General features: G+C 54.1%; 25 protein-coding genes. 24 read left to right on the top strand and 1 reads right to left on the bottom strand.

The window, feature by feature from the left end; genetic code table 11:
* The first annotated feature begins 66 nt into the window (after positions 1 to 66).
* The 16 genes from ylxM to ACI6NM_RS02865 all read left to right on the top strand — a co-directional run bounded on the left by ylxM (position 67) and on the right by ACI6NM_RS02865 (position 9,954).
* Positions 67 to 408, top strand: a complete 342-nt coding sequence (ylxM, locus tag ACI6NM_RS02940; protein ID WP_215655386.1) for a YlxM family DNA-binding protein — start codon at positions 67 to 69, stop codon at positions 406 to 408.
* Between the two features lie 19 nt (positions 409 to 427).
* The gene (gene ffh, locus ACI6NM_RS02935; RefSeq protein ID WP_022274566.1) at positions 428 to 1,792 is read left to right on the top strand and encodes a signal recognition particle protein; all 1,365 of its coding nucleotides are present in this window, start codon (positions 428 to 430) and stop codon (positions 1,790 to 1,792) included.
* A gap of 78 nt (positions 1,793 to 1,870) precedes the next feature.
* Positions 1,871 to 2,116 carry a 30S ribosomal protein S16 gene (gene rpsP / locus ACI6NM_RS02930; RefSeq protein WP_022274565.1) on the top strand — a complete coding sequence of 82 codons (246 nt, stop codon included), beginning with the start codon at positions 1,871 to 1,873 and terminating at the stop codon, positions 2,114 to 2,116.
* A gap of 14 nt (positions 2,117 to 2,130) precedes the next feature.
* Entirely contained in the window at positions 2,131 to 2,358 is a 228-nt protein-coding gene (locus ACI6NM_RS02925) for a KH domain-containing protein (protein ID WP_022274564.1), read from the top strand.
* Positions 2,359 to 2,476: 118 nt separating this feature from the next.
* A complete protein-coding gene (gene rimM, locus ACI6NM_RS02920) occupies positions 2,477 to 2,989 on the top strand; it encodes a ribosome maturation factor RimM (protein WP_022274563.1) in 513 nt (170 codons plus the stop codon).
* 12 nt (positions 2,990 to 3,001) lie between these two features.
* Positions 3,002 to 3,763 (top strand): tRNA (guanosine(37)-N1)-methyltransferase TrmD, encoded by a 762-nt coding sequence (gene trmD, locus ACI6NM_RS02915; RefSeq protein ID WP_158356873.1) that lies wholly within the window; start codon positions 3,002 to 3,004, stop codon positions 3,761 to 3,763.
* A 124-nt stretch (positions 3,764 to 3,887) separates the two neighbouring features.
* Positions 3,888 to 4,235: a 50S ribosomal protein L19 gene (gene rplS, locus ACI6NM_RS02910; RefSeq protein WP_022274561.1), complete on the top strand. Its 348-nt coding sequence runs from the start codon at positions 3,888 to 3,890 to the stop codon at positions 4,233 to 4,235.
* 72 nt (positions 4,236 to 4,307) lie between these two features.
* Positions 4,308 to 4,871, top strand: coding sequence for a signal peptidase I (gene lepB, locus ACI6NM_RS02905; RefSeq protein ID WP_262427847.1), 564 nt, complete (start codon positions 4,308 to 4,310; stop codon positions 4,869 to 4,871).
* On the top strand, positions 4,868 to 5,740 hold the full coding sequence (ylqF, locus tag ACI6NM_RS02900) for a ribosome biogenesis GTPase YlqF (RefSeq protein ID WP_262427848.1): 873 nt from the start codon (positions 4,868 to 4,870) through the stop codon (positions 5,738 to 5,740). Before lepB ends, ylqF begins: the two co-directional genes overlap by 4 nt.
* Positions 5,741 to 5,796: 56 nt before the next feature.
* A complete protein-coding gene (locus tag ACI6NM_RS02895; protein ID WP_262427849.1) occupies positions 5,797 to 6,438 on the top strand; it encodes a ribonuclease HII in 642 nt (213 codons plus the stop codon).
* A gap of 18 nt (positions 6,439 to 6,456) precedes the next feature.
* On the top strand, positions 6,457 to 6,804 hold the full coding sequence (locus tag ACI6NM_RS02890) for a YraN family protein (RefSeq protein ID WP_331485793.1): 348 nt from the start codon (positions 6,457 to 6,459) through the stop codon (positions 6,802 to 6,804).
* 15 nt (positions 6,805 to 6,819) lie between these two features.
* The gene (gene pgeF / locus ACI6NM_RS02885; protein ID WP_438501023.1) at positions 6,820 to 7,680 is read left to right on the top strand and encodes a peptidoglycan editing factor PgeF; all 861 of its coding nucleotides are present in this window, start codon (positions 6,820 to 6,822) and stop codon (positions 7,678 to 7,680) included.
* Between the two features lie 140 nt (positions 7,681 to 7,820).
* The gene (locus ACI6NM_RS02880) at positions 7,821 to 8,033 is read left to right on the top strand and encodes an alpha/beta-type small acid-soluble spore protein (protein ID WP_215655394.1); all 213 of its coding nucleotides are present in this window, start codon (positions 7,821 to 7,823) and stop codon (positions 8,031 to 8,033) included.
* 273 nt (positions 8,034 to 8,306) lie between these two features.
* Positions 8,307 to 8,867 (top strand): 16S rRNA (guanine(966)-N(2))-methyltransferase RsmD, encoded by a 561-nt coding sequence (gene rsmD, locus ACI6NM_RS02875; RefSeq protein ID WP_158358653.1) that lies wholly within the window; start codon positions 8,307 to 8,309, stop codon positions 8,865 to 8,867.
* A gap of 1 nt (position 8,868) precedes the next feature.
* Positions 8,869 to 9,366 (top strand): pantetheine-phosphate adenylyltransferase, encoded by a 498-nt coding sequence (gene coaD, locus ACI6NM_RS02870; protein WP_022274553.1) that lies wholly within the window; start codon positions 8,869 to 8,871, stop codon positions 9,364 to 9,366.
* A gap of 9 nt (positions 9,367 to 9,375) precedes the next feature.
* Positions 9,376 to 9,954 (top strand): vacuolar family H+-ATPase subunit H, encoded by a 579-nt coding sequence (locus ACI6NM_RS02865; RefSeq protein ID WP_262427851.1) that lies wholly within the window; start codon positions 9,376 to 9,378, stop codon positions 9,952 to 9,954.
* Between the two features lie 13 nt (positions 9,955 to 9,967).
* Here the strand turns inward: ACI6NM_RS02865 and ACI6NM_RS02860 are convergent, their stop codons facing one another.
* The gene (locus ACI6NM_RS02860; protein WP_262427852.1) at positions 9,968 to 10,963 is read right to left on the bottom strand and encodes a nucleoside recognition protein; all 996 of its coding nucleotides are present in this window, start codon (positions 10,961 to 10,963) and stop codon (positions 9,968 to 9,970) included.
* A 52-nt stretch (positions 10,964 to 11,015) separates the two neighbouring features.
* Here ACI6NM_RS02860 and ACI6NM_RS02855 point away from each other — a divergent pair, with 52 nt between their 5' ends.
* The 8 genes from ACI6NM_RS02855 to ACI6NM_RS02820 all read left to right on the top strand — a co-directional run bounded on the left by ACI6NM_RS02855 (position 11,016) and on the right by ACI6NM_RS02820 (position 18,195).
* Positions 11,016 to 11,828 (top strand): M23 family metallopeptidase, encoded by an 813-nt coding sequence (locus ACI6NM_RS02855; protein WP_262427853.1) that lies wholly within the window; start codon positions 11,016 to 11,018, stop codon positions 11,826 to 11,828.
* Between the two features lie 123 nt (positions 11,829 to 11,951).
* Entirely contained in the window at positions 11,952 to 12,680 is a 729-nt protein-coding gene (locus tag ACI6NM_RS02850) for a pseudouridine synthase (RefSeq protein ID WP_262427854.1), read from the top strand.
* Complete coding sequence (locus ACI6NM_RS02845) at positions 12,677 to 13,333, top strand: HAD family hydrolase (RefSeq protein WP_022274548.1); 657 nt, start codon at positions 12,677 to 12,679, stop codon at positions 13,331 to 13,333. The genes ACI6NM_RS02850 and ACI6NM_RS02845 overlap by 4 nt, the downstream gene beginning before the upstream one ends.
* A gap of 10 nt (positions 13,334 to 13,343) precedes the next feature.
* Positions 13,344 to 15,269, top strand: a complete 1,926-nt coding sequence (locus ACI6NM_RS02840) for a YgiQ family radical SAM protein (protein WP_262427855.1) — start codon at positions 13,344 to 13,346, stop codon at positions 15,267 to 15,269.
* Complete coding sequence (locus ACI6NM_RS02835; protein ID WP_262427856.1) at positions 15,266 to 16,024, top strand: SDR family NAD(P)-dependent oxidoreductase; 759 nt, start codon at positions 15,266 to 15,268, stop codon at positions 16,022 to 16,024. Before ACI6NM_RS02840 ends, ACI6NM_RS02835 begins: the two co-directional genes overlap by 4 nt.
* Positions 16,025 to 16,039: 15 nt before the next feature.
* A complete protein-coding gene (locus ACI6NM_RS02830) occupies positions 16,040 to 16,612 on the top strand; it encodes a hypothetical protein (protein WP_022274545.1) in 573 nt (190 codons plus the stop codon).
* A 13-nt stretch (positions 16,613 to 16,625) separates the two neighbouring features.
* Positions 16,626 to 17,633, top strand: a complete 1,008-nt coding sequence (locus ACI6NM_RS02825; protein WP_262427857.1) for an RluA family pseudouridine synthase — start codon at positions 16,626 to 16,628, stop codon at positions 17,631 to 17,633.
* 1 nt (position 17,634) lies between these two features.
* On the top strand, positions 17,635 to 18,195 hold the full coding sequence (locus ACI6NM_RS02820; protein WP_262427858.1) for a Holliday junction resolvase RecU: 561 nt from the start codon (positions 17,635 to 17,637) through the stop codon (positions 18,193 to 18,195).
* The last annotated feature ends 17 nt before the right edge of the window (positions 18,196 to 18,212 follow it).

Below are 18,212 nucleotides of genomic sequence, written 5' to 3'. Positions count from 1 at the left end.
TGTGTGTCAAGAAAAAACCCTTGACAGCTCCCGTGTTTTATAGTATCATATGCGAGGTGACCTGATATGGAAAAAATTGTGGAACAGGGCCTGCTGTATGATTTCTATGGAGAGCTCCTGACGGACCACCAGCGGCACGTATATGAGGACGTGGTCTTTAACGATATGTCTTTGAGCGAGATCGCCGAGGAACAGGGGATCAGCCGTCAGGGAGTTCACGATCTCATCAAACGGTGCGACCGGATCCTGGCCGGTTATGAGGAAAAGCTCAGAATGGTGGAAAAATTCAACCAGACGAAGCGGATGGTAGAAGAGATCAAAACGCTGGCCGGTACGTATAAGAAAAACGGCGATATGAGCCTGATCGACAGGATCGAAGCGATCTCTGAGGAGATCGGACAGCTGTGACCATAAAGGGAGAGGTTAAATGGCATTTGAAAGCTTAGCCGATAAATTGCAGAATGTCTTTAAAAACTTAAGAGGCAAAGGGCGTTTAACCGAAGCCGATGTAAAGACCGCACTAAAAGAAGTGAAAATGGCGCTTCTGGAGGCGGATGTAAGTTTTAAAGTCGTAAAACAGTTCATCAGTTCTGTACAGGAACGGGCAGTGGGACAGGATGTTCTTACAAGCCTGACTCCGGGACAGATGGTGATAAAGATCGTAAACGAGGAGCTTGTGAAGCTTATGGGCTCCGAGACCACTGAGATCGCCTTAAAGCCCCAGAATGAGATCACGGTGATCATGATGATCGGTCTCCAGGGCGCCGGTAAGACGACCACCACCGCAAAGCTGGCGGGAAAATTCAAGGCCAAAGGAAGGAATCCCCTGCTGGCGGCCTGCGATATCTACCGCCCGGCAGCCATTAAGCAGCTGCAGGTCAACGGTGAAAAGGTGGGTGTTCCCGTATTCTCCATGGGAGAGAACAATTCTCCGGTGAATATCGCAAAAGCGGCAGTGGAGCACGCAAAAAAGGAAGGCTGTAACCTGGTATTCCTGGATACGGCCGGACGGCTTCAGATCGATGAGGCCATGATGGAGGAGCTTGTCCAGATCAAGGAAGCGGTCCATGTGGATCAGACCATTCTTGTGGTCGACGCCATGACGGGCCAGGATGCAGTCAATGTGGCCGGAAGCTTCAATGATAAGATCGGTGTGGACGGCGTGATCCTCACAAAGCTGGACGGTGACACCAGAGGCGGCGCGGCGCTTTCGATCCGCTCTGTCACAGGCCGCCCCATCCTGTATGTGGGTATGGGAGAAAAGCTTTCCGACCTGGAACAGTTTTATCCCGACCGGATGGCTTCCAGGATCCTGGGAATGGGCGATATCCTTTCCTTGATCGAAAAAGCCGAGTTTGAGGTGAGCGAAGAGAAGGCAAAGGAAATGAGCCAGAAGCTCCGCAAAGCCGAATTTGATTTCAACGATTTCCTGGATCAGATGAACCAGATCAAAAAGATGGGCGGTATGGGCAGCATCCTGAATATGATGCCCGGAATGTCCCAGCTGAAGGGAAATGTTGATATAGACGAGAAATCCATGGACCGTGTGGAGGCTATTATCCTCTCGATGACAAAGGAGGAGCGCGCCAACCCGTCGATCTTAAATCCTTCCAGGAAGCAGAGGATCGCCAGGGGAGCAGGCGTGGAGGTGGCCGAGGTCAACCGGATCGTCAAGCAGTTTGAACAGTCCAAAAAGCTGATGAAGCAGCTTCCCGGTATGATGGGCGGCAGGCGCAAAGGCGGGCTGGGAGGACTTTCGGGCATGATGGGCAAATTCAAGATGCCGTTTTAGCCCGCAGAAACGACAGCAGATGCATTTTATGCATGGCTTATAAAAACTTTTTTAAATAATCATGGAGGTAAAAGTATAATGGCAGTAAAGATGAGATTAAGAAGAATGGGTCAGAAGAAGGCTCCTTTTTATAGAGTCGTAGTTGCAGATTCCCGCTCCCCGAGAGATGGAAGATTTATCGAGGAGGTTGGTATCTACGATCCCAACACTGAGCCCAGCACCATCAAATTCAACGAGGAAGCAGCTAAGAAGTGGTTAGCAACAGGCGCACAGCCGACTGAGACCGTTGGCAAGCTCTTAAAGGCAGCCGGCATCACCCAGTAATGTGAGGTGTTTTCATGAAGGAACTGGTTGAAGTTATCGCCAAAGCACTGGTTGATAATCCAGACGAGGTTGTGGTTACAGAATCTGAGAACGACGACGAATTAGTCATCGAGCTCAAGGTTGCTCCTTCTGACATGGGAAAGGTCATCGGCAAGCAGGGAAGGATCGCAAAGGCCATCCGCTCCGTTGTCAAGGCCGCATCTTCCAGACTGGAAAAGAAGGTTATGGTTGAGATTCAGTAACGTTCATAAAAGACTGGGGTCAGAGAAATTTGATCACAGTCTTTTTTGTACGGCTGCGGACCGCGCGCCAGGGACATGGGCCGCTGTGCGCCGGTTCCGCTTTTGAAAGGATGGAACAATGGAAAATCTGCTTCGCGTCGGTGTGATCACATCGGCTCACGGTGTCCGGGGAGAAGTGAAGGTATTCCCTACTACGGACGATAACAGCCGTTTCAAGACATTAAAACACGTCCTCATGGACACAGGAAAAGAAAAAATACCCTTGGAGATCGAGCATGTGAAATTTTTTAAAAACATGGTCATTTTAAAATTCAAGGGGTTTGACAATAAGAATGACGTGGAGATGTGGCGTCAGAGGGATCTTCTGATCACCAGGGACCAGGCAGTGGAGCTTGCGCCGGACGAAAACTTCATTGCTGACCTCATTGGCCTTACAGCCGTAACAGATGAAGGGGTGGTCCTGGGTACTCTTACGGATGTGCTCCAGACCGGGGCCAACGACGTGTACTGCGTAAAAATGGAGAACGGAAAGGAGCTTCTCCTGCCGGCCATTAAAGACTGCATCTTAAACGTGGATCTGGAAAAACAGGAGATGCTGGTCCATGTGCTGGACGGCCTCCTGGATCTGTAATGGAGGAAGACCATGAATTTTCATGTAATGACATTGTTTCCGGAAATGGTCATGAACGGGTTAAATACCAGTATCCTGGGACGGGCCGCCTCCAATGGGCTTCTGGCCTTTGAGGCCATCAACATCCGTGATTACACCCTGGAGCGCCACGGAAAGGTGGACGACTACCCTTACGGCGGAGGCGCCGGAATGGTCATGCAGGCGGAGCCCATTTACCGCGCCTATACGGCACTCTGCGACCGCATCGGCCACAGGCCCCGGGTGGTTTACATGACGCCCCAGGGACGGACCTTTACCCAGAAGATCGCCGAGGAACTGGCAAAGGAAGAGGAGCTGGTTTTTCTCTGCGGCCATTATGAGGGCGTGGATGAGCGGGTCCTGGAAATGATCGCCACCGATTATCTTTCTGCGGGAGATTATGTGCTCACCGGCGGCGAGCTGCCGGCCATGATGATGATCGACTGTATTTCCAGGCTGGTGCCCGGCGTTTTAAATAACGACGTTTCGGCGGAGTTTGAATCCTTCCACGATAATCTCCTGGAATATCCCCAGTACAGCCGTCCCGAGGAATTTATGGGAAAAAAGGTGCCGGAGATCCTTCTTTCTGGCCATCATGCCAATATTGAAAAATGGAGACGGGAGCAGTCCATTATCCGGACCCTGGAACGGAGGCCGGAGCTTTTGGAGGAAGCGGTGCTCTCCAAAAAGGAAAAGCTCTTCCTGGAGGAGCTTTTGAGAAAAAAGGCGGAAAACCAGGAAGAAGATACGATTTAGTCCTTGCAATTTGGACAGACATATGCTATAATCATAAACCGTGAAATAAGAGATGGTCCGCTGCCGCGTACTGATACTCATACCGCGGGTAAGAACATCGAATACTTTAAGGAGGTTCATGAATATGAACGAAATTATCAAGAATATCGAAGCCGCCCAGTTAAAGGAAACTGTACCGAGCTTCAACGTAGGTGACACTGTAAGAGTATCTGCTAAGATCCGCGAGGGCAACCGCGAGAGAATCCAGGTGTTCGAGGGAACTGTTATCAAGAGACAGAACGGCGGAGTAAGAGAGACCTTCACTGTCAGAAAGAATTCCAACGGCATCGGCGTTGAAAAGACCTGGCCGCTTCATTCTCCGTCTGTTGAGAATATCGAAGTTGTAAGAAGAGGTAAAGTACGCCGTGCAAAACTGAACTACTTAAGAACAAGAGTAGGTAAGGCTGCTAAGGTTAAAGAGTTAGTAAAATAATTTGTAACTGGCAGAATGAGGGGAACAATGAAAATTGTCCCCCTCTTTTTTCAATATTCCGGAGGTGCTTTTGTGGAATTTTACCATGAAAAGGATGAGAACCGGCTCCATTCGGTGGTCAACTGGATCGTAGACATCGCGGTGGTCATCGCCTTCGCCTGCTATCTGGTCTATGGCTTTGGAGGCCGGATCGAGGTAAACGGCGGCTCCATGAAGCCGGCACTGGACTCCGGCGACGTGGTTTTAGTAAACCGGCTGGCGTATGCCCTGGGAAGTCCCAGGCGGTTTGATATCGCAGTGTTTTCCCAGGGGGATCAGACTTTTAATATGAAGCGGATCATTGGCCTTCCGGGTGAAACAGTGCAGATCAGGGAGAATCAGGTCTATATCAATGGAGAACCTCTGGAAGCAGAGGGGGCGCTGGACGCGGCCTCCATCGCCGGGCTGGCAGAATATCCCATGGAGCTTTCCGAGGATGAATATTTTCTCTTGGGAGATAACAGGGAGTCCAGTGAGGACAGCCGTTTTTCCAGCATCGGGAATGTAAAAAGGGACCAGCTGATCGGGAAGGTATGGTTCAGGATCCAGCCGTTTTCCCAGTTCGGGCCGGTCAGTCTGAAAGGAGAAGAAGGATGAATATACAGTGGTATCCGGGCCATATGACAAAGGCCAAAAGGGCCATGCAGGAGGATATTAAGCTGATCGATCTGATCATCGAGCTGGTGGATGCCAGGGCGCCTTTATCCAGCCGGAATCCGGACATCGACGATCTGGGCCGGGGAAAGGCACGGATGGTGCTGCTCAATAAGGCGGATCTGGCCAGTGAGGCCGGAAATGCTGCCTGGACCCGGTATTTTGAAGCCAAGGGCTTCCAGGTGATGAAGATCGACGCCCGACAGAAGGCTTCCTTAAAGCAGATCCATAGTGTGATCCAGGAGGCATGTAAGGAAAAGATCGAGCGGGACCGGAGGCGCGGGATCTTAAACCGGCCGGTGCGGGCCATGGTGGCAGGGATCCCCAATGTGGGAAAATCCACGTTTATCAACAGCTTTGCCGGAAAGGCAGCGGCTAAAACAGGAAATAAGCCGGGCGTTACCAAGGGAAACCAGTGGATCCGTCTGAATAAGCAGGTGGAGCTTCTGGATACGCCAGGGATCCTGTGGCCAAAATTTGAGGACCAGTCCGTGGGCCTTAAGCTGGCGTTTTTGGGATCCATCAACGACGAGATCCTGAATAAGGACGAGCTGGCAGCAGAGCTCTGCGCATTTTTACTGAAGGCATATCCGGGGCTTCTGGCGGAGCGGTACGGGATCCCGGAGGACCGGTCTCCCCACGAGCTTCTGGAGCAGATCGCCATTGCCAGGTCCTGCCTCTTAAAGGGCGGCGGCTATGATGTTCCCAGGGCAGCAAGGCTTTTGCTGGAGGATTTCCGCAGCGGAAAGCTGGGGCGGATCACACTGGAATTTCCGGAAAATCCCGGATTACAGGAAAATAAGAACAATTAGGAGGCCGGCGGCAGAGGAGAGTCTGTCTGCTGCCGGATCTGCAAAGGAAGGCACATATGGCAAGAACACTGACAGGAGAACGGCTGGAGAAGGAGCTTTTACGGCTGGAGGCCATGAAGGCATACGAAAAGGAGAATAAGGACTGTGCCCTGATCTGCGGGATCGACGAGGCAGGAAGAGGGCCGCTGGCGGGACCGGTGGCTGCCGGGGCGGTGATCCTTCCCAGGGACTGCACCATCCTGTATCTCAACGATTCAAAGAAGCTGTCGGAAAAGCGGCGGGAGGAGCTGTTCCTGGAGATAAAGGAAAAGGCCCTGGCTTGGAATGTGGCGGTGGTCTCCCCGGCCAGGATCGATGAGATCAACATCCTCCAGGCCACCTATGAGGCCATGCGGGCGGCCATCGGCGGCCTTTCCCAGACGCCGGACCTGCTTTTAAACGATGCGGTCACCATTCCGGGAATGGAGATCCCGCAGATTCCCATTGTCAAGGGAGACGCCAAAAGCGTATCCATAGCCGCGGCCAGCATCCTGGCCAAGGTTACCAGGGACCATCTGATGGCGGAGTATGACAAGCTGTATCCCGGGTATGGATTTGCAAAGCATAAGGGCTACGGAACTGCGGCCCATATTGCAGCCTTAAGGGAACTGGGTCCGTCGCCCATCCACCGGAGGACCTTTATTAAAAATTTCGTGTAGCTTCGGAAAGGAGCCTTTGTGGGACAGAATAAGCGGATGGAAGGAAGCCGGTATGAGCAGCTGGCGGCCCGGTATCTGGAACAGAAAGGGATGGATGTCCTGGAACTGAATTACCGGTGCCGCACCGGCGAGATCGACATCATTGCCAGGGACGGCGGATATCTGGTCTTTGTGGAGGTCAAATACAGGAAAACGAAAAGGGCCGGATATGCGCTGGAGGCCATCGACAGCCGGAAGGCCGGACAGGTGCGCCGGGTGGCGGCTGTCTATCTTTATGAGCACGGATTTCCGGAGTCTGCGGCCTGCCGGTTTGACGCGGTGGGGATCGACGGAGAGCAGATCACACATTTAAAAAATGCGTTTTAGACGGGAGAGATATACATGTATGACTGGAAAAGAAAGGGAGACGGCGGTCTTATAAAGGAAGTCACAAGGGATGGAGTCACGTGGCTTTCCTTCCCGGCCCTGGAAGAAACAGGGCTTGTGGCCCACGCCTTCTCCACCCGTATGGGCGGTGTGAGCAAAGGGTGCTATTCCACCATGAATTTTTCTTTTACCCGGGGAGACGATCCGGAGGCGGTACGGGAAAATTACAGGCGTATGGCAAAGGCCCTGGGCGTGGATGAGACACGCATGGTCCTGACGTGGCAGACCCACACCATCAACGTGCGGACCGTGACCCCGGAGGACGAGGGAAAGGGGATCGTAAAGGAACGGGATTACCGGGATGTGGACGGACTGATCACAGACCGGCCCGGCGTGCCGCTGGTGACATTTTTTGCCGACTGCGTGCCGCTGTATTTTCTGGACCGGAAAAGAAGGGCCATCGGTCTGGCCCATTCGGGCTGGAGAGGGACCGTAAACCGCATGGGCCAGGCGGTCCTGTCGGCCATGGAAAAGGAGTACGGCACGGATCCGGCTGATGTGACGGCCTGTATCGGCCCCAGCATCTGCCAGGACTGCTATGAAGTGGGAGAGGAAGTGATCGCTGAATTTGCGGCGGCCTTCCGGGAAGAGCACCACCCGGCGCTTTTCTACAAAAAAGAGAATGGAAAATACCAGCTGGATCTCTGGGAGGCCAACCGGATCGTTCTCCGGGAAGCGGGCGTGCCGGAGACAGGGATCTCTGTGACGGATATCTGTACCCACTGCAATCCAGAGCTTTTGTTTTCCCACCGGACATCGGCAGACCGGCGGGGAAATCTCTGTGCCTTCCTCTGCTTAAAGGAAGAAGGCAGATAGCAGGCCCGGGCTTTGCAAAAAATGACATTTAACGAAAAACCTTCTAGTGTATTATTTTCTCCAGAGACCATAATAGGAGTGTACCAAGAAAACGCCGGAAAAAACAAGGCCGGCAAATACACTCAAAAGGAGGGTTTTATATGTCCAGTACAAACAATTCTTCCAATCGTATGGTAGTACCGGAGGCCAAGGAGGCCATGGACAAGTTTAAGATGGAGGTGGCCTCTGAGTTAGGAGTGCCGCTGACCAACGGCTACAATGGAAACCTGACCTCTTACCAGAACGGCAGCGTAGGCGGCTATATGGTGAAGAAGATGATCGAGGAACAGGAGAAGAAGATGGCGGGCAAATAAAAGCTGCCTGAATCTGACTAAAAAAGGCCTTTCCGTCTGGATCGATTCCAGGGAAAGGCCTTTTTCCTTATGGTTCCTCTGCTGTCAGTGTCCATCTTCCACCTCCTTTAAAGCGGGATTTTGCAGGTTTCACAGATTCTGCGGAAAAACTGCTTGTATATCGCCTTCATTGCGATTATAATTGTGAAGATACTGGAAACAGAAGGGGATGCGGCAGCATGAGCGTTCCGGTCTCTGGTCCGGAAAAGAAACGACCGCATCGAGAGGTGGCATATGAGAGTGATCGCAGGCAGCGCCAGACGGCTGCTTTTGAAGACTGTGGAGGGAATGGACACCCGGCCCACCACAGACCGTATAAAGGAAACCTTATTTAATATGATCCAGAACGACCTTTACGGCCGTTCCTTTCTGGATCTGTTTGCCGGAAGCGGGGCCATCGGCATCGAGGCTTTAAGCCGCGGGGCATCGGAGGCTGTATTCATTGACAATGGGATCCGCCAGGTATCCTGTATCCGGGACAATCTGAAGACCACAAAGCTGGAATCCGGGGCAAAGGTGTTAAACTGCGGCGTGCTGGAGGGACTTTCCCGTCTTGGCCGGGACCATGGTGCCTTTGATTTTATATTTATGGATCCGCCCTATGGCTGTGATCTGGAACGCCAGGTACTGGAGGCCTTACAGGATTCGCCTCTGGCTGACGGTGACACGGTCCTTATTGCGGAGGCTTCCCTGGATACAGATTTTTCCTGGGCAGAGTCCCTGGGCTATGAGATCAGCCGTACCAAGGAATATAAGACAAACAAACATGTATTTTTTAAAAAGAGGGAAAATTGAGATGAAAAAAGCCATTTATCCGGGAAGCTTTGACCCGGTGACCCTGGGACATCTGGATGTGATCCGCCGGGCGTCCCAGCTGTTCGACCACCTGGTGATCGCAGTTTTGCATAACAGTGCGAAAACTCCATTGTTTTCCGTGGAAGAACGTGTTAAGATGTTAGAAGAAGCGACAAAGGATATTCCCAACGTGGAGGTGAAGGCCTTCGGCGGCCTTACGGTGGAGTTTGCCAGGGAATGCGGGGCCAACGCCCTGGTCCGGGGGCTTCGTGCGATCACGGATTTTGAATACGAGCTGCAGATCGCCCAGCTGAACCGGGTGATCGCTCCGGATATCGATACCGTATTTCTGACCACCAATTTAAAATATGCGTATCTGAGCTCCAGCTCTGTCAAGGAGGTGGCGGCTTACGGCGGTGATATTTCCAATTTTGTGACAGCCGGGGTGGCAGAAGAGGTACATAAGAAATTTCAGAATAAGATCAGGGGAAAGGAATAAGGAAGCAATATGAGCAGAATCGAACAGTTAATCGGAGAAATTGAAGAATATATTGACAGCTGCAAGTTCCAGCCGCTGTCCACCACCAAGATCATCGTAAATAAGGAGGAGCTGGACGAGCTCCTGGTGGAGCTGCGTCTCAGGATCCCCGATGAGATCAAGCAGTACCAGAAGATCATCAGCAACCAGGAGGCGATCCTTTCCGATGCCCACACCCGGGCAGATGCCCTTCTGGCGGAAGCCACAGCCCAGACCAATGAGCTGGTCAACGAGCATGAGATCATGCAGAAGGCGTACGCCCATGCCAATGAGGTGATCGAGCAGGCCCAGGCCCAGGCCCAGGCCATCATCGACAGCGCCGTCAACGACGCCAACAATATCCGTCAGGGCTCCATCCAGTATACGGACGATATGTTAAAGAGCCTTCAGAATATCATCAATCATTCCATGGAAGGAGCCCAGGGCCGGTTTGACGCCTTTATGAGCTCCATGAGGTCCAGCTACGACATCGTTTCCTCCAACCGGAAGGAGCTGTCCGGCGGGATCATCACAGAAAAAGAAGAGGAGCCGTCTGTACCGGAGGCCTAGACTTCCGGAAGGATCAGCCCAGTACGCCCAGGAGCCGGAAGATGACGGCGGCCAGGGCGCTGTGAAGAAGCTTCCAGAGAATATATTGCCGGATGGATAATCCGGCAATTTTTTTATCTTCTGTACGGCCCTCTCGATCCTTTGGGCTGCTGCCGCCATCGTCTGTACGGCTCTTTTTTTCCTCTGGCCATCCAGAGGCAGTCACGGCCCGGGTCTGGAAGATGCCGCATATGCCGCCGAAAGCCAGGATGGCAGCGGCGGCGGTTCCGGAGTCCGGGAAGGGAAGGGAGGCGGACACTTCCCGGACTCCGGTGGTCATCTCCATGGCGCCCATAAGGAAGAGCCGGAGAGAGGCGGGGAGCCACGGTGAGCGGCGTAAAAATACGATCACGATGGAAAACAGCATCAGGTAGCCGCCGATGCGGCAGAGGATCTCTGCTGCCGCCAGGATCGCCGTATCCAGGGCCGGAGCTGTCTGGACCTGCGGCCGGGAGCCGTTGGATGCGGGAGACGGTAAGCCAGGAAAATAGATCCTCTTTGCCAGGGCCGCCAGAGGAAGGAGCGGCAGATAAATGGAAAGAAGAAGGCGGGAGGGATGCATTCCGGCCTCAAAAAGCGGGCAGACAAAGCCCAGCAGGAACATGGGGCTTGGATGATTGCATATGGCCATGAGGAAACGGCCCTCCTGGACGGAAAGCTTCCCCTCCCGGACAAAATCCCCGCAGGTCTTTGCCCCCATGGGGCAGCCGCAGAGGAGACCGGAAATGAGGGTGTAGCAGCCATTTTCTGAAAGGGGAAGCCAGGGACCTAAGAAAGCCCGGACGGGCTTCATCAGCAGGGAGACGCCGCCGGAGGATACGATGAGGCTGGAGAGCACCATAAAGGGGAACAGGGACGGGACCACAGACGTATACCATAAAAGAAGGCCGTACCTGGCCCCCTCGGCCGCAAAGCGGGGATAAAGCAGAAGAAACACCATGAGAATGGCAAGACCGACGGATTTTTTCATAAGCACCCGAATACCTTTTGTTGATACAGCTTATGAAAAGGGGCTTCCCCATATGAAACTTCTGGTTCTGGCGCTGCTCATTCTGTATGATTCCATGCTGATCTTTCAGCTGGAGCATGTAAAGGCCCTGGATACCATGGCTCCCTATGCCTGGGAAAGCGGGGACTTCCGGGCCATGCGCCTGGGAAGGGACGCGGCGGGACGGCCCTTCCTGGATTATGAGGAGCTTGCCATGGCTATGCTCACGGAAAATTTTGATCTGACGGGAAAGAAGCTCTCCGGGGAGCCTCTTTTTTTCCCGGTCCGGCGTCAGAAGGAATTTGAGCGGCTTTCCGACGCGTACCGCATGGTGTTTGCAGATCTTTCCTGCTTTCCCGTCCCGGAAAGTGCCGGAGGGGACATCAGTGATGTGGTCTATGAAAACGGCTGGATGGAGGAACGGTCCTTTGACGGACCCAGGACCCATGAGGGGTGCGATCTCATGGCTGGGGCTCCGGAGGCGGGGCTCTATCCGGTGGTGTCCATGACGGACGGAGTGGTGGAGCAGGCCGGATGGCTGAAAAAGGGCGGCTGGCGCATCGGGATCCGGGCTCCGGCTGGCGCATATCTGTACTACGCCCACCTGGACTCCTATGGAAAGACCCTGGACGGCCGGGAGTGGAGGCCGGGGGACACAGTCCATGCCGGAGAGCTTCTGGGCTATATGGGGGATTCCGGCTACGGAGAGCCTGGGACCACCGGCCAGTTTCCAGTCCACCTCCACCTGGGGATCTACATCCGGACGGAGCATCATGACGAGCTTTCTGTGAATCCCTACTGGATCCTAAGATACCTGGAGAAGTATCGTACCCGGGCTTCCTACTGACCTGACAGGAGGAAACGGTTGTACTTTTCCCTGGATTTTGATATAGTATGGAATAAGGCATTGGGGGCGGAAAATATCCGTCCTCTGATATCCTGGATATGAGCATGGAACAGGGGGAAACGCATGGATAAGGAGCTGCGTCTGGATAAATTCCTGGCCGACATGGGAAAGGGCACCCGGAGCGCCCTTAAAGAGGCCGTAAGAAAGGGCCGGGTCCGGGTCAATGGAGAAGTCATAAAAAAAGCGGATATAAAGGTAAGGATCCCTGGGGATACGGTGACCTTAGACGGCGAGGAGGTCGCCTATGCTGTTATGGAGTATTATATGCTCAACAAGCCCCAGGGCGTGGTCTCCGCCACAGAGGATAAAAAATATCCCACGGTCCTGGATCTGATCGCGGATAAAAAAAGGAAGGACCTGTTTCCGGTGGGACGGCTGGACCTGGATACAGAGGGCCTTCTCCTCATCACCAATGACGGAGACCTGGCCCACCGGCTCCTGTCACCCAAAAAGCATGTGGACAAGGTATATTATGCCCGCTGCCGCGGAACGGTGAGAGAAGGGGCCGCGGAGGAGTTTGCCAGGGGGATCCATCTTCCCGACGGGCTTTTATGCCTTCCGGCAGAGCTGACGGTCCTGTCCTACGACCGTATACAGGACGAGTCCGAGATCCGCCTGCGGATCCGGGAGGGGAAATTCCATCAGGTAAAGCGGATGATGGAGGCCGTCGGCTGTCCGGTGTTTTTTTTAAAGCGCCTGTCCATGGGGCCGCTGGTCCTGGATGAGAATTTAAAGCCAGGGGAATACCGTCCCCTTACGGATACAGAACGGGAGTGGTTGGAACAGCTATGATAAAAGATTTTCTGAAAAATAAAAAAGCCGTCCTTTTTGACCTGGACGGGACCCTGGTGGATTCCATGTGGATGTGGCCCCAGATCGACGTGGAGTTCCTGGGACGCTTTGGCTATGACTGCCCTGGGGATCTGGAGCGGGCTGTGGAGGGCATGAGCTTTTCAGAGACGGCCGCTTATTTTAAGGAGCGGTTTTCCCTTCCCATGACCCTGGAGGAGATCAAGGAGTGCTGGAGCCAGATGGCCATGGACAAATACCGGACCCAGGTCCCCTTAAAGCCCGGCGCCCTGGAGTTCCTCCGTTACTGTAAGGACCAGGGGATCGCCACAGGCATCGCCACCAGCAATGGACGGCCTATTGTGGACGCAGTCATCGAGGCTCTGCAGATCGGAGAGTATTTCCAGGAGGTGGCCACCGCCTGCGAGGTGGAAAAGGGAAAGCCGGAGCCGGATATTTATCTGGAGGTGGCGAGACGCCTCCAGGTGGCTCCGGAGGACTGTCTTGTTTTTGAGGATGTTCCGGCGGGGATCCTGGCGGGCAAACGGGCCGGGATGACGGTGTTAGCCGTGGAGGATGATTTTTCCCGGGAGCTTTCCGGGGAAAAGAAGGCCCTGGCCGACGGATACATTTGTGATTATTCGGAATTATTATAAAGGAGAAACAATGATGCACGATTTTCTTCCGATGTCCAGGGAGGATATGGAAAAACGGGGCTGGGACCAGTGTGATTTCGTTTATGTATGCGGCGACGCCTATGTGGATCACCCGTCCTTCGGCCACGCCATCATAAGCCGGCTCCTGGAAGCCCATGGCTACCGGGTGGGGATCATTTCCCAGCCGGACTGGAAAAATAAGGACAGCATAACGGTCCTGGGAGAGCCAAGGCTGGGCTTCCTGGTGACGGCCGGAAACATGGATTCCATGGTGAACCACTATTCTGTGTCCAAAAGAAGAAGGGAAAAGGATTCCTATACGCCCGGCGGCGTCATGGGAAAACGGCCCGATTACGCCACGGTGGTCTACTGCAATCTGATCCGGTCAGTCTATAAAAAGGCTCCCATTATCATCGGAGGGATCGAGGCCAGCCTGCGCCGCCTGGCCCACTACGATTACTGGTCCGGAAAGGTGAAGCATTCCATCCTGGTGGATTCCCAGGCGGATCTTATTTCCTACGGTATGGGGGAACGGTCCATCGTGGAGATCGCAGACGCCCTGGCTTCGGGGATCGATATTAAGGATATTACCTTTATCGACGGCACCGTCTATAAGACCGACCGGCGGGAGGCCGTTTATGATGCAGTCTGGCTGCCGTCCTACGACCAGGTGAAGGAAAATAAGCGCACCTATGCGGAGAGCTTTTTTACCCAGTACCAGAACACCGATGCGTTTTCTGGAAAACGTCTCTGCGAGCCGTATACGGACCATCTCTATGTGGTCCAGAATCCTCCGGCAAAGCCCCTTTCCACGCTGGAAATGGACGACGTGTACGCCCTTCCCTATATGCGGGCGCCCCATCCGTCCTATGAGGCCCTGGGAGGCGTTCCGGCCATCAGTGAGGTGAAGTTCAGCCTCATCAGTAACCGGGGCTGCTTTGGCGGCTGCAGCTTCTGCGCCCTGACCTTCCACCAGGGGCGGATCGTCCAGGTCAGGAGCCATGAATCCATTCTGGAGGAGGCAAGGCTTCTGACGGAGGAGCCGGATTTCAAGGGCTATATCCACGATGTGGGAGGCCCCACGGCCAATTTCCGGTTCCCGGCCTGCGAAAAGCAGATGACAAAGGGAGCCTGCCCCGGAAAGCAGTGCCTGTTCCCGAAGCCCTGTAAAAATCTGGTGGCAGACCATGGAGACTATATCGCGCTCCTTAGAAAGCTGAGAGCCCTTCCCAAGGTAAAAAAGGTGTTCATCCGCTCCGGCATCCGCTTCGATTACGTCCTGGCGGATAAAAAGAAGGATTTCTTAAGAGAACTCTGCATGTACCATGTCAGCGGCCAGCTGAAGGTGGCTCCGGAGCATGTGGCGGACCCGGTCCTTAAGCGCATGGGAAAGCCGGAAAATGCTGTATACAGGCAGTTTGCCAAAGAATATGCGGCCATGAATGAAAAGCTGGGGCTTAAGCAGTATCTGGTGCCCTATCTCATGTCCTCCCATCCTGGCTCCACCTTAAAGGAAGCGGTGGAGCTGGCAGAGCACCTCAAGGATCTGGGCTATATGCCGGAGCAGGTCCAGGATTTCTACCCCACGCCGTCCACCATCTCCACCTGTATGTATTACACAGGCCTGGATCCCAGGACCATGGAGGAGGTGTACGTTCCGGTGAATCCCCACGAAAAGGCCATGCAGAGGGCGCTGATCCAGTACCGGAACCCGAAAAATTACGAGCTGGTCCGGGAGGCTCTCATAAAGGCCGGGAGAGAGGATCTGATCGGCTACGACAGAAGGTGCCTCATACGGCCCCGGGGAGGAGAACGAAGGACCGCCGGAGAGGGCGGAGGAAAACGGATGGAGGGCAGAGACAGCCGGGCTTCCGGAAAAAAGAAGACCATCCGCAATATCCATAAATCTGGAAAAGGAAAGAAGGGAGAGCGATGAAGATCGCCATTGTCACGGGGGCTTCCTCTGGAATGGGGAGGAAAATGGTGTTCCGTCTGGCAGACCGGTACGGAGGCTTCCAGGAGATCTGGGTCGTTGGAAGAAGAAAGGAGCGGCTGGATACACTGGACGGGAAGGTCCCGGTGAAGCTTCGGAAGTTCCCCCTGGATCTGACAAAAAAGGAGGACCTGGAGATTCTGGCCGCAGCCCTGGCTGAAAAAAAGCCGGAGGTGAGATTTCTGGTAAATGCCGCGGGCTTTGGGATCACAGGGCCTGTGGGAAGCTTCCCAGAGGAAGAGGCCGCCTCCATGGTGCGGTTAAACTGCGAGGGCCTGACGGCTGTGACGGAGTTGGTCCTTCCTTATATTTCGGACAACAGCCGGATCCTCCAGTTTGCTTCGGCCGCGGCCTTTATGCCCCAGCCGGGATTCGCCGTCTATGCGGCCACCAAGGCTTATGTCTTAAGTTATAGCCGGGCGCTGGGAGAGGAGCTGAGGCGGAGAAGGATCTTTGTCACCGCCGTGTGCCCCGGCCCTGTGGATACGGAGTTTTTTGGGAAGGCCTTAAACGGAAAGCCCATGGATCCCTTTAAGCGGCTGTTCATGGCCAGGACGAAATATGTGGTGGACCGGGCGTTTTCCGACTGCCTGAAGGGAAAGCCGGTGTCCGTGCCGGGACTTTCCATGAAGGCGTTTTATTTGCTGTGCCGCATCTGCCCCCACAGCCTTTTGATGAAATTTCTTACATGGAAATAAGAGGAGATGGATACGTTGGATAAAAAGATAAAAAAAGGAATGTACGGATACCGGGACGCCCATAAAAAAAGGCAGATCCTTCTGGTCTCTCTGTTTCTCTTAGTGATCGCGGCCCTCCTGGTCTCCCGGTATTTTATCACCTGGAAGTCTTTAAAAAATCTGGTGACCATCAGTGCCATTTTAACGGTGCTCCCCATGGCGAACCTGGCGTCGCCCCTGGTGGCCTCCTGGAAGATCCGGACCGCCCCCAGAGAGCTTTATGATGCCTGCCGCCCTTACGGGGAAAAGTTCCCCATGCTGTATGACCTGATCATCACCTCCCGGGATTTTATCATGCCCGTGGACGTGGCTGTGATCCATCCCACCGGAGTGTACCTTTACTGCCCGAAGAAGGGGATCGATACCAAGGCGGCGGAAAAGTTTTTAAACGAGATGCTGACCGGATGGAAGTTAGACGGAAACGCCAGGATCATGACGGAAAAGAAAAATTTCCTCACCCGGCTTTCCACCTTGAAAAATGTCACTGAGGATGAGGACGACGGGAGCGCGCCTCATGTGGAAAAGCTTTTAAAGAGCCTTTCCATGTAAGAGAAAGGATACCATGCAGGAGATCACCATTGGAACCAACGAGGCTGGACAGCGGCTGGATAAATTCCTGGCCAAGTATATGAAGCTGGCCCCCAAAAGCTTTTTTTATAAGATGATGCGCAAGAAGAATATCACCTTAAACGGAAAAAAGTGCGAGGGCGGGGAAATGCTGGCAGAGGGCGATACAGTAAAGCTGTTTCTGGCAGATGAGACCATTGAAAAATTTTCGGAAATAAAGGTACAGAAGATACAGAAGGAAAAGAAGGTACAGCTTTCCATCCTCTATGAGGACGAGGATATCCTTCTGATCAACAAGCCCGCAGGCATGCTGTCCCAGAAGGCCAGGGACACGGATCTTTCCCTGGTGGAATATCTGACCGACTATCTGATGGAGAACGGCAGTGTCACAGAAGGATCCCTGCGGAGCTTTAAGCCCTCGGTGTGCAACCGGCTGGACCGGAATACCAGCGGCATCGTGGCAGCGGGGAAATCCCTGGCGGGCTCACAGATGCTTTCGGAGGTGTTCAGGGACCGGACGGTCCACAAATATTATAAGTGCATCGTTTACGGACCGGTCCGGGAGGCCAGGACTGTTGACGGCTGGCTTTTAAAGGATCCGCGTACCAACCAGGTGAAGATCCTTTCCAGGGCCGACCCGGAAGGGGAGGCGAAGCGGATCGTGACCCGGTATGAGCCTCTGGCCGTTACGGAACGGCTCACGCTCCTTAAGGTGACCCTGCTTACGGGACGCTCCCACCAGATCCGGGCCCATTTATCATCCATGGGCCATCCGATCCTGGGAGACGGGAAGTACGGAGGCGGAGGATCCCTGGAGCTGGAGCGGAAATACCGGCTGAAGGGCCAGCTCCTCCACTCGTACCGGCTGGAGTTCCCAGCCCTTACGGGACGGTTTGCCCACCTTTCCGGGAAGGCATTTGAAGCGCCGCTTCCGGAAACGTTCCTGCGGGCCGCAGAGGGCGAGGGGCTTCTCTTAAACGGGAATCCGGGAGGAGCGCGGTGATATGGGAACCTGGAAGACCAGAGGCTTAAGGGGATCCACCCTGGAGGAGCTCATCAACCGTACCAACGAGAGCTACCGGGAAAAGGGACTGGCGCTGATCCAGAAGATCCCCACGCCCATCACGCCCATCGAGATCGATAAGGCCAGCCGCCATATCACACTGGCTTATTTCGATATGAAGAGCACCGTGGATTACATTGGCGCTGTCCAGGGGATCCCGGTGTGCTTCGATGCAAAGGAATGTGCGGTCCGTACCTTTCCTCTGCAGAACATCCACCCCCACCAGATCGCTTTCATGCGGGAATTTGAAAAGCAGGGGGGAGTGGCTTTTATCATCCTTTCCTTTACATCCCAGGGCGAGATCTATTACGTCCCATTCGACGTGATCGCCGGGTTCTGGAAACGGATGGAGGACGGGGGAAGAAAAAGCTTTACGTATGAGGAAGCGGCAGCGAAGGCCTGGAAGATCCGCAGCTGCCGGGATATGCTGGTCCATTACCTGGAGGAGCTCCAGCTGGATCTGGACCGGAAGGAAGCGCTGGAACAGGGCGGGACCCCATAAAACAAAGGAGGAGTTAC

This window comes from Pilosibacter sp. YYHA0881, from assembly GCF_051602715.1.
Classification (GTDB): Bacteria; Bacillota; Clostridia; order Lachnospirales; family Lachnospiraceae; genus Alitiscatomonas; species Alitiscatomonas aceti.
This window is presented reverse-complemented; position numbering and strand designations above follow the sequence as displayed.

What these genes read in the sequence shown, in the direction of transcription:
- ylxM (WP_215655386.1), top strand. Translation starts at nt 67, where the DNA reads ATGGAAAAAATTGTGGAACAGGGCCTGCTGTATGATTTCTATGGAGAG.
- ffh (WP_022274566.1), top strand. Translation starts at nt 428, where the DNA reads ATGGCATTTGAAAGCTTAGCCGATAAATTGCAGAATGTCTTTAAAAAC.
- rpsP (WP_022274565.1), top strand. Translation starts at nt 1,871, where the DNA reads ATGGCAGTAAAGATGAGATTAAGAAGAATGGGTCAGAAGAAGGCTCCT.
- ACI6NM_RS02925 (WP_022274564.1), top strand. Translation starts at nt 2,131, where the DNA reads ATGAAGGAACTGGTTGAAGTTATCGCCAAAGCACTGGTTGATAATCCA.
- rimM (WP_022274563.1), top strand. Translation starts at nt 2,477, where the DNA reads ATGGAAAATCTGCTTCGCGTCGGTGTGATCACATCGGCTCACGGTGTC.
- trmD (WP_158356873.1), top strand. Translation starts at nt 3,002, where the DNA reads ATGAATTTTCATGTAATGACATTGTTTCCGGAAATGGTCATGAACGGG.
- rplS (WP_022274561.1), top strand. Translation starts at nt 3,888, where the DNA reads ATGAACGAAATTATCAAGAATATCGAAGCCGCCCAGTTAAAGGAAACT.
- ylqF (WP_262427848.1), top strand. Translation starts at nt 4,868, where the DNA reads ATGAATATACAGTGGTATCCGGGCCATATGACAAAGGCCAAAAGGGCC.
- ACI6NM_RS02895 (WP_262427849.1), top strand. Translation starts at nt 5,797, where the DNA reads ATGGCAAGAACACTGACAGGAGAACGGCTGGAGAAGGAGCTTTTACGG.
- pgeF (WP_438501023.1), top strand. Translation starts at nt 6,820, where the DNA reads ATGTATGACTGGAAAAGAAAGGGAGACGGCGGTCTTATAAAGGAAGTC.
- ACI6NM_RS02880 (WP_215655394.1), top strand. Translation starts at nt 7,821, where the DNA reads ATGTCCAGTACAAACAATTCTTCCAATCGTATGGTAGTACCGGAGGCC.
- rsmD (WP_158358653.1), top strand. Translation starts at nt 8,307, where the DNA reads ATGAGAGTGATCGCAGGCAGCGCCAGACGGCTGCTTTTGAAGACTGTG.
- coaD (WP_022274553.1), top strand. Translation starts at nt 8,869, where the DNA reads ATGAAAAAAGCCATTTATCCGGGAAGCTTTGACCCGGTGACCCTGGGA.
- ACI6NM_RS02865 (WP_262427851.1), top strand. Translation starts at nt 9,376, where the DNA reads ATGAGCAGAATCGAACAGTTAATCGGAGAAATTGAAGAATATATTGAC.
- ACI6NM_RS02860 (WP_262427852.1), bottom strand. Translation starts at nt 10,963, where the DNA reads ATGAAAAAATCCGTCGGTCTTGCCATTCTCATGGTGTTTCTTCTGCTT.
- ACI6NM_RS02855 (WP_262427853.1), top strand. Translation starts at nt 11,016, where the DNA reads ATGAAACTTCTGGTTCTGGCGCTGCTCATTCTGTATGATTCCATGCTG.
- ACI6NM_RS02850 (WP_262427854.1), top strand. Translation starts at nt 11,952, where the DNA reads ATGGATAAGGAGCTGCGTCTGGATAAATTCCTGGCCGACATGGGAAAG.
- ACI6NM_RS02845 (WP_022274548.1), top strand. Translation starts at nt 12,677, where the DNA reads ATGATAAAAGATTTTCTGAAAAATAAAAAAGCCGTCCTTTTTGACCTG.
- ACI6NM_RS02840 (WP_262427855.1), top strand. Translation starts at nt 13,344, where the DNA reads ATGATGCACGATTTTCTTCCGATGTCCAGGGAGGATATGGAAAAACGG.
- ACI6NM_RS02835 (WP_262427856.1), top strand. Translation starts at nt 15,266, where the DNA reads ATGAAGATCGCCATTGTCACGGGGGCTTCCTCTGGAATGGGGAGGAAA.
- ACI6NM_RS02825 (WP_262427857.1), top strand. Translation starts at nt 16,626, where the DNA reads ATGCAGGAGATCACCATTGGAACCAACGAGGCTGGACAGCGGCTGGAT.
- ACI6NM_RS02820 (WP_262427858.1), top strand. Translation starts at nt 17,635, where the DNA reads ATGGGAACCTGGAAGACCAGAGGCTTAAGGGGATCCACCCTGGAGGAG.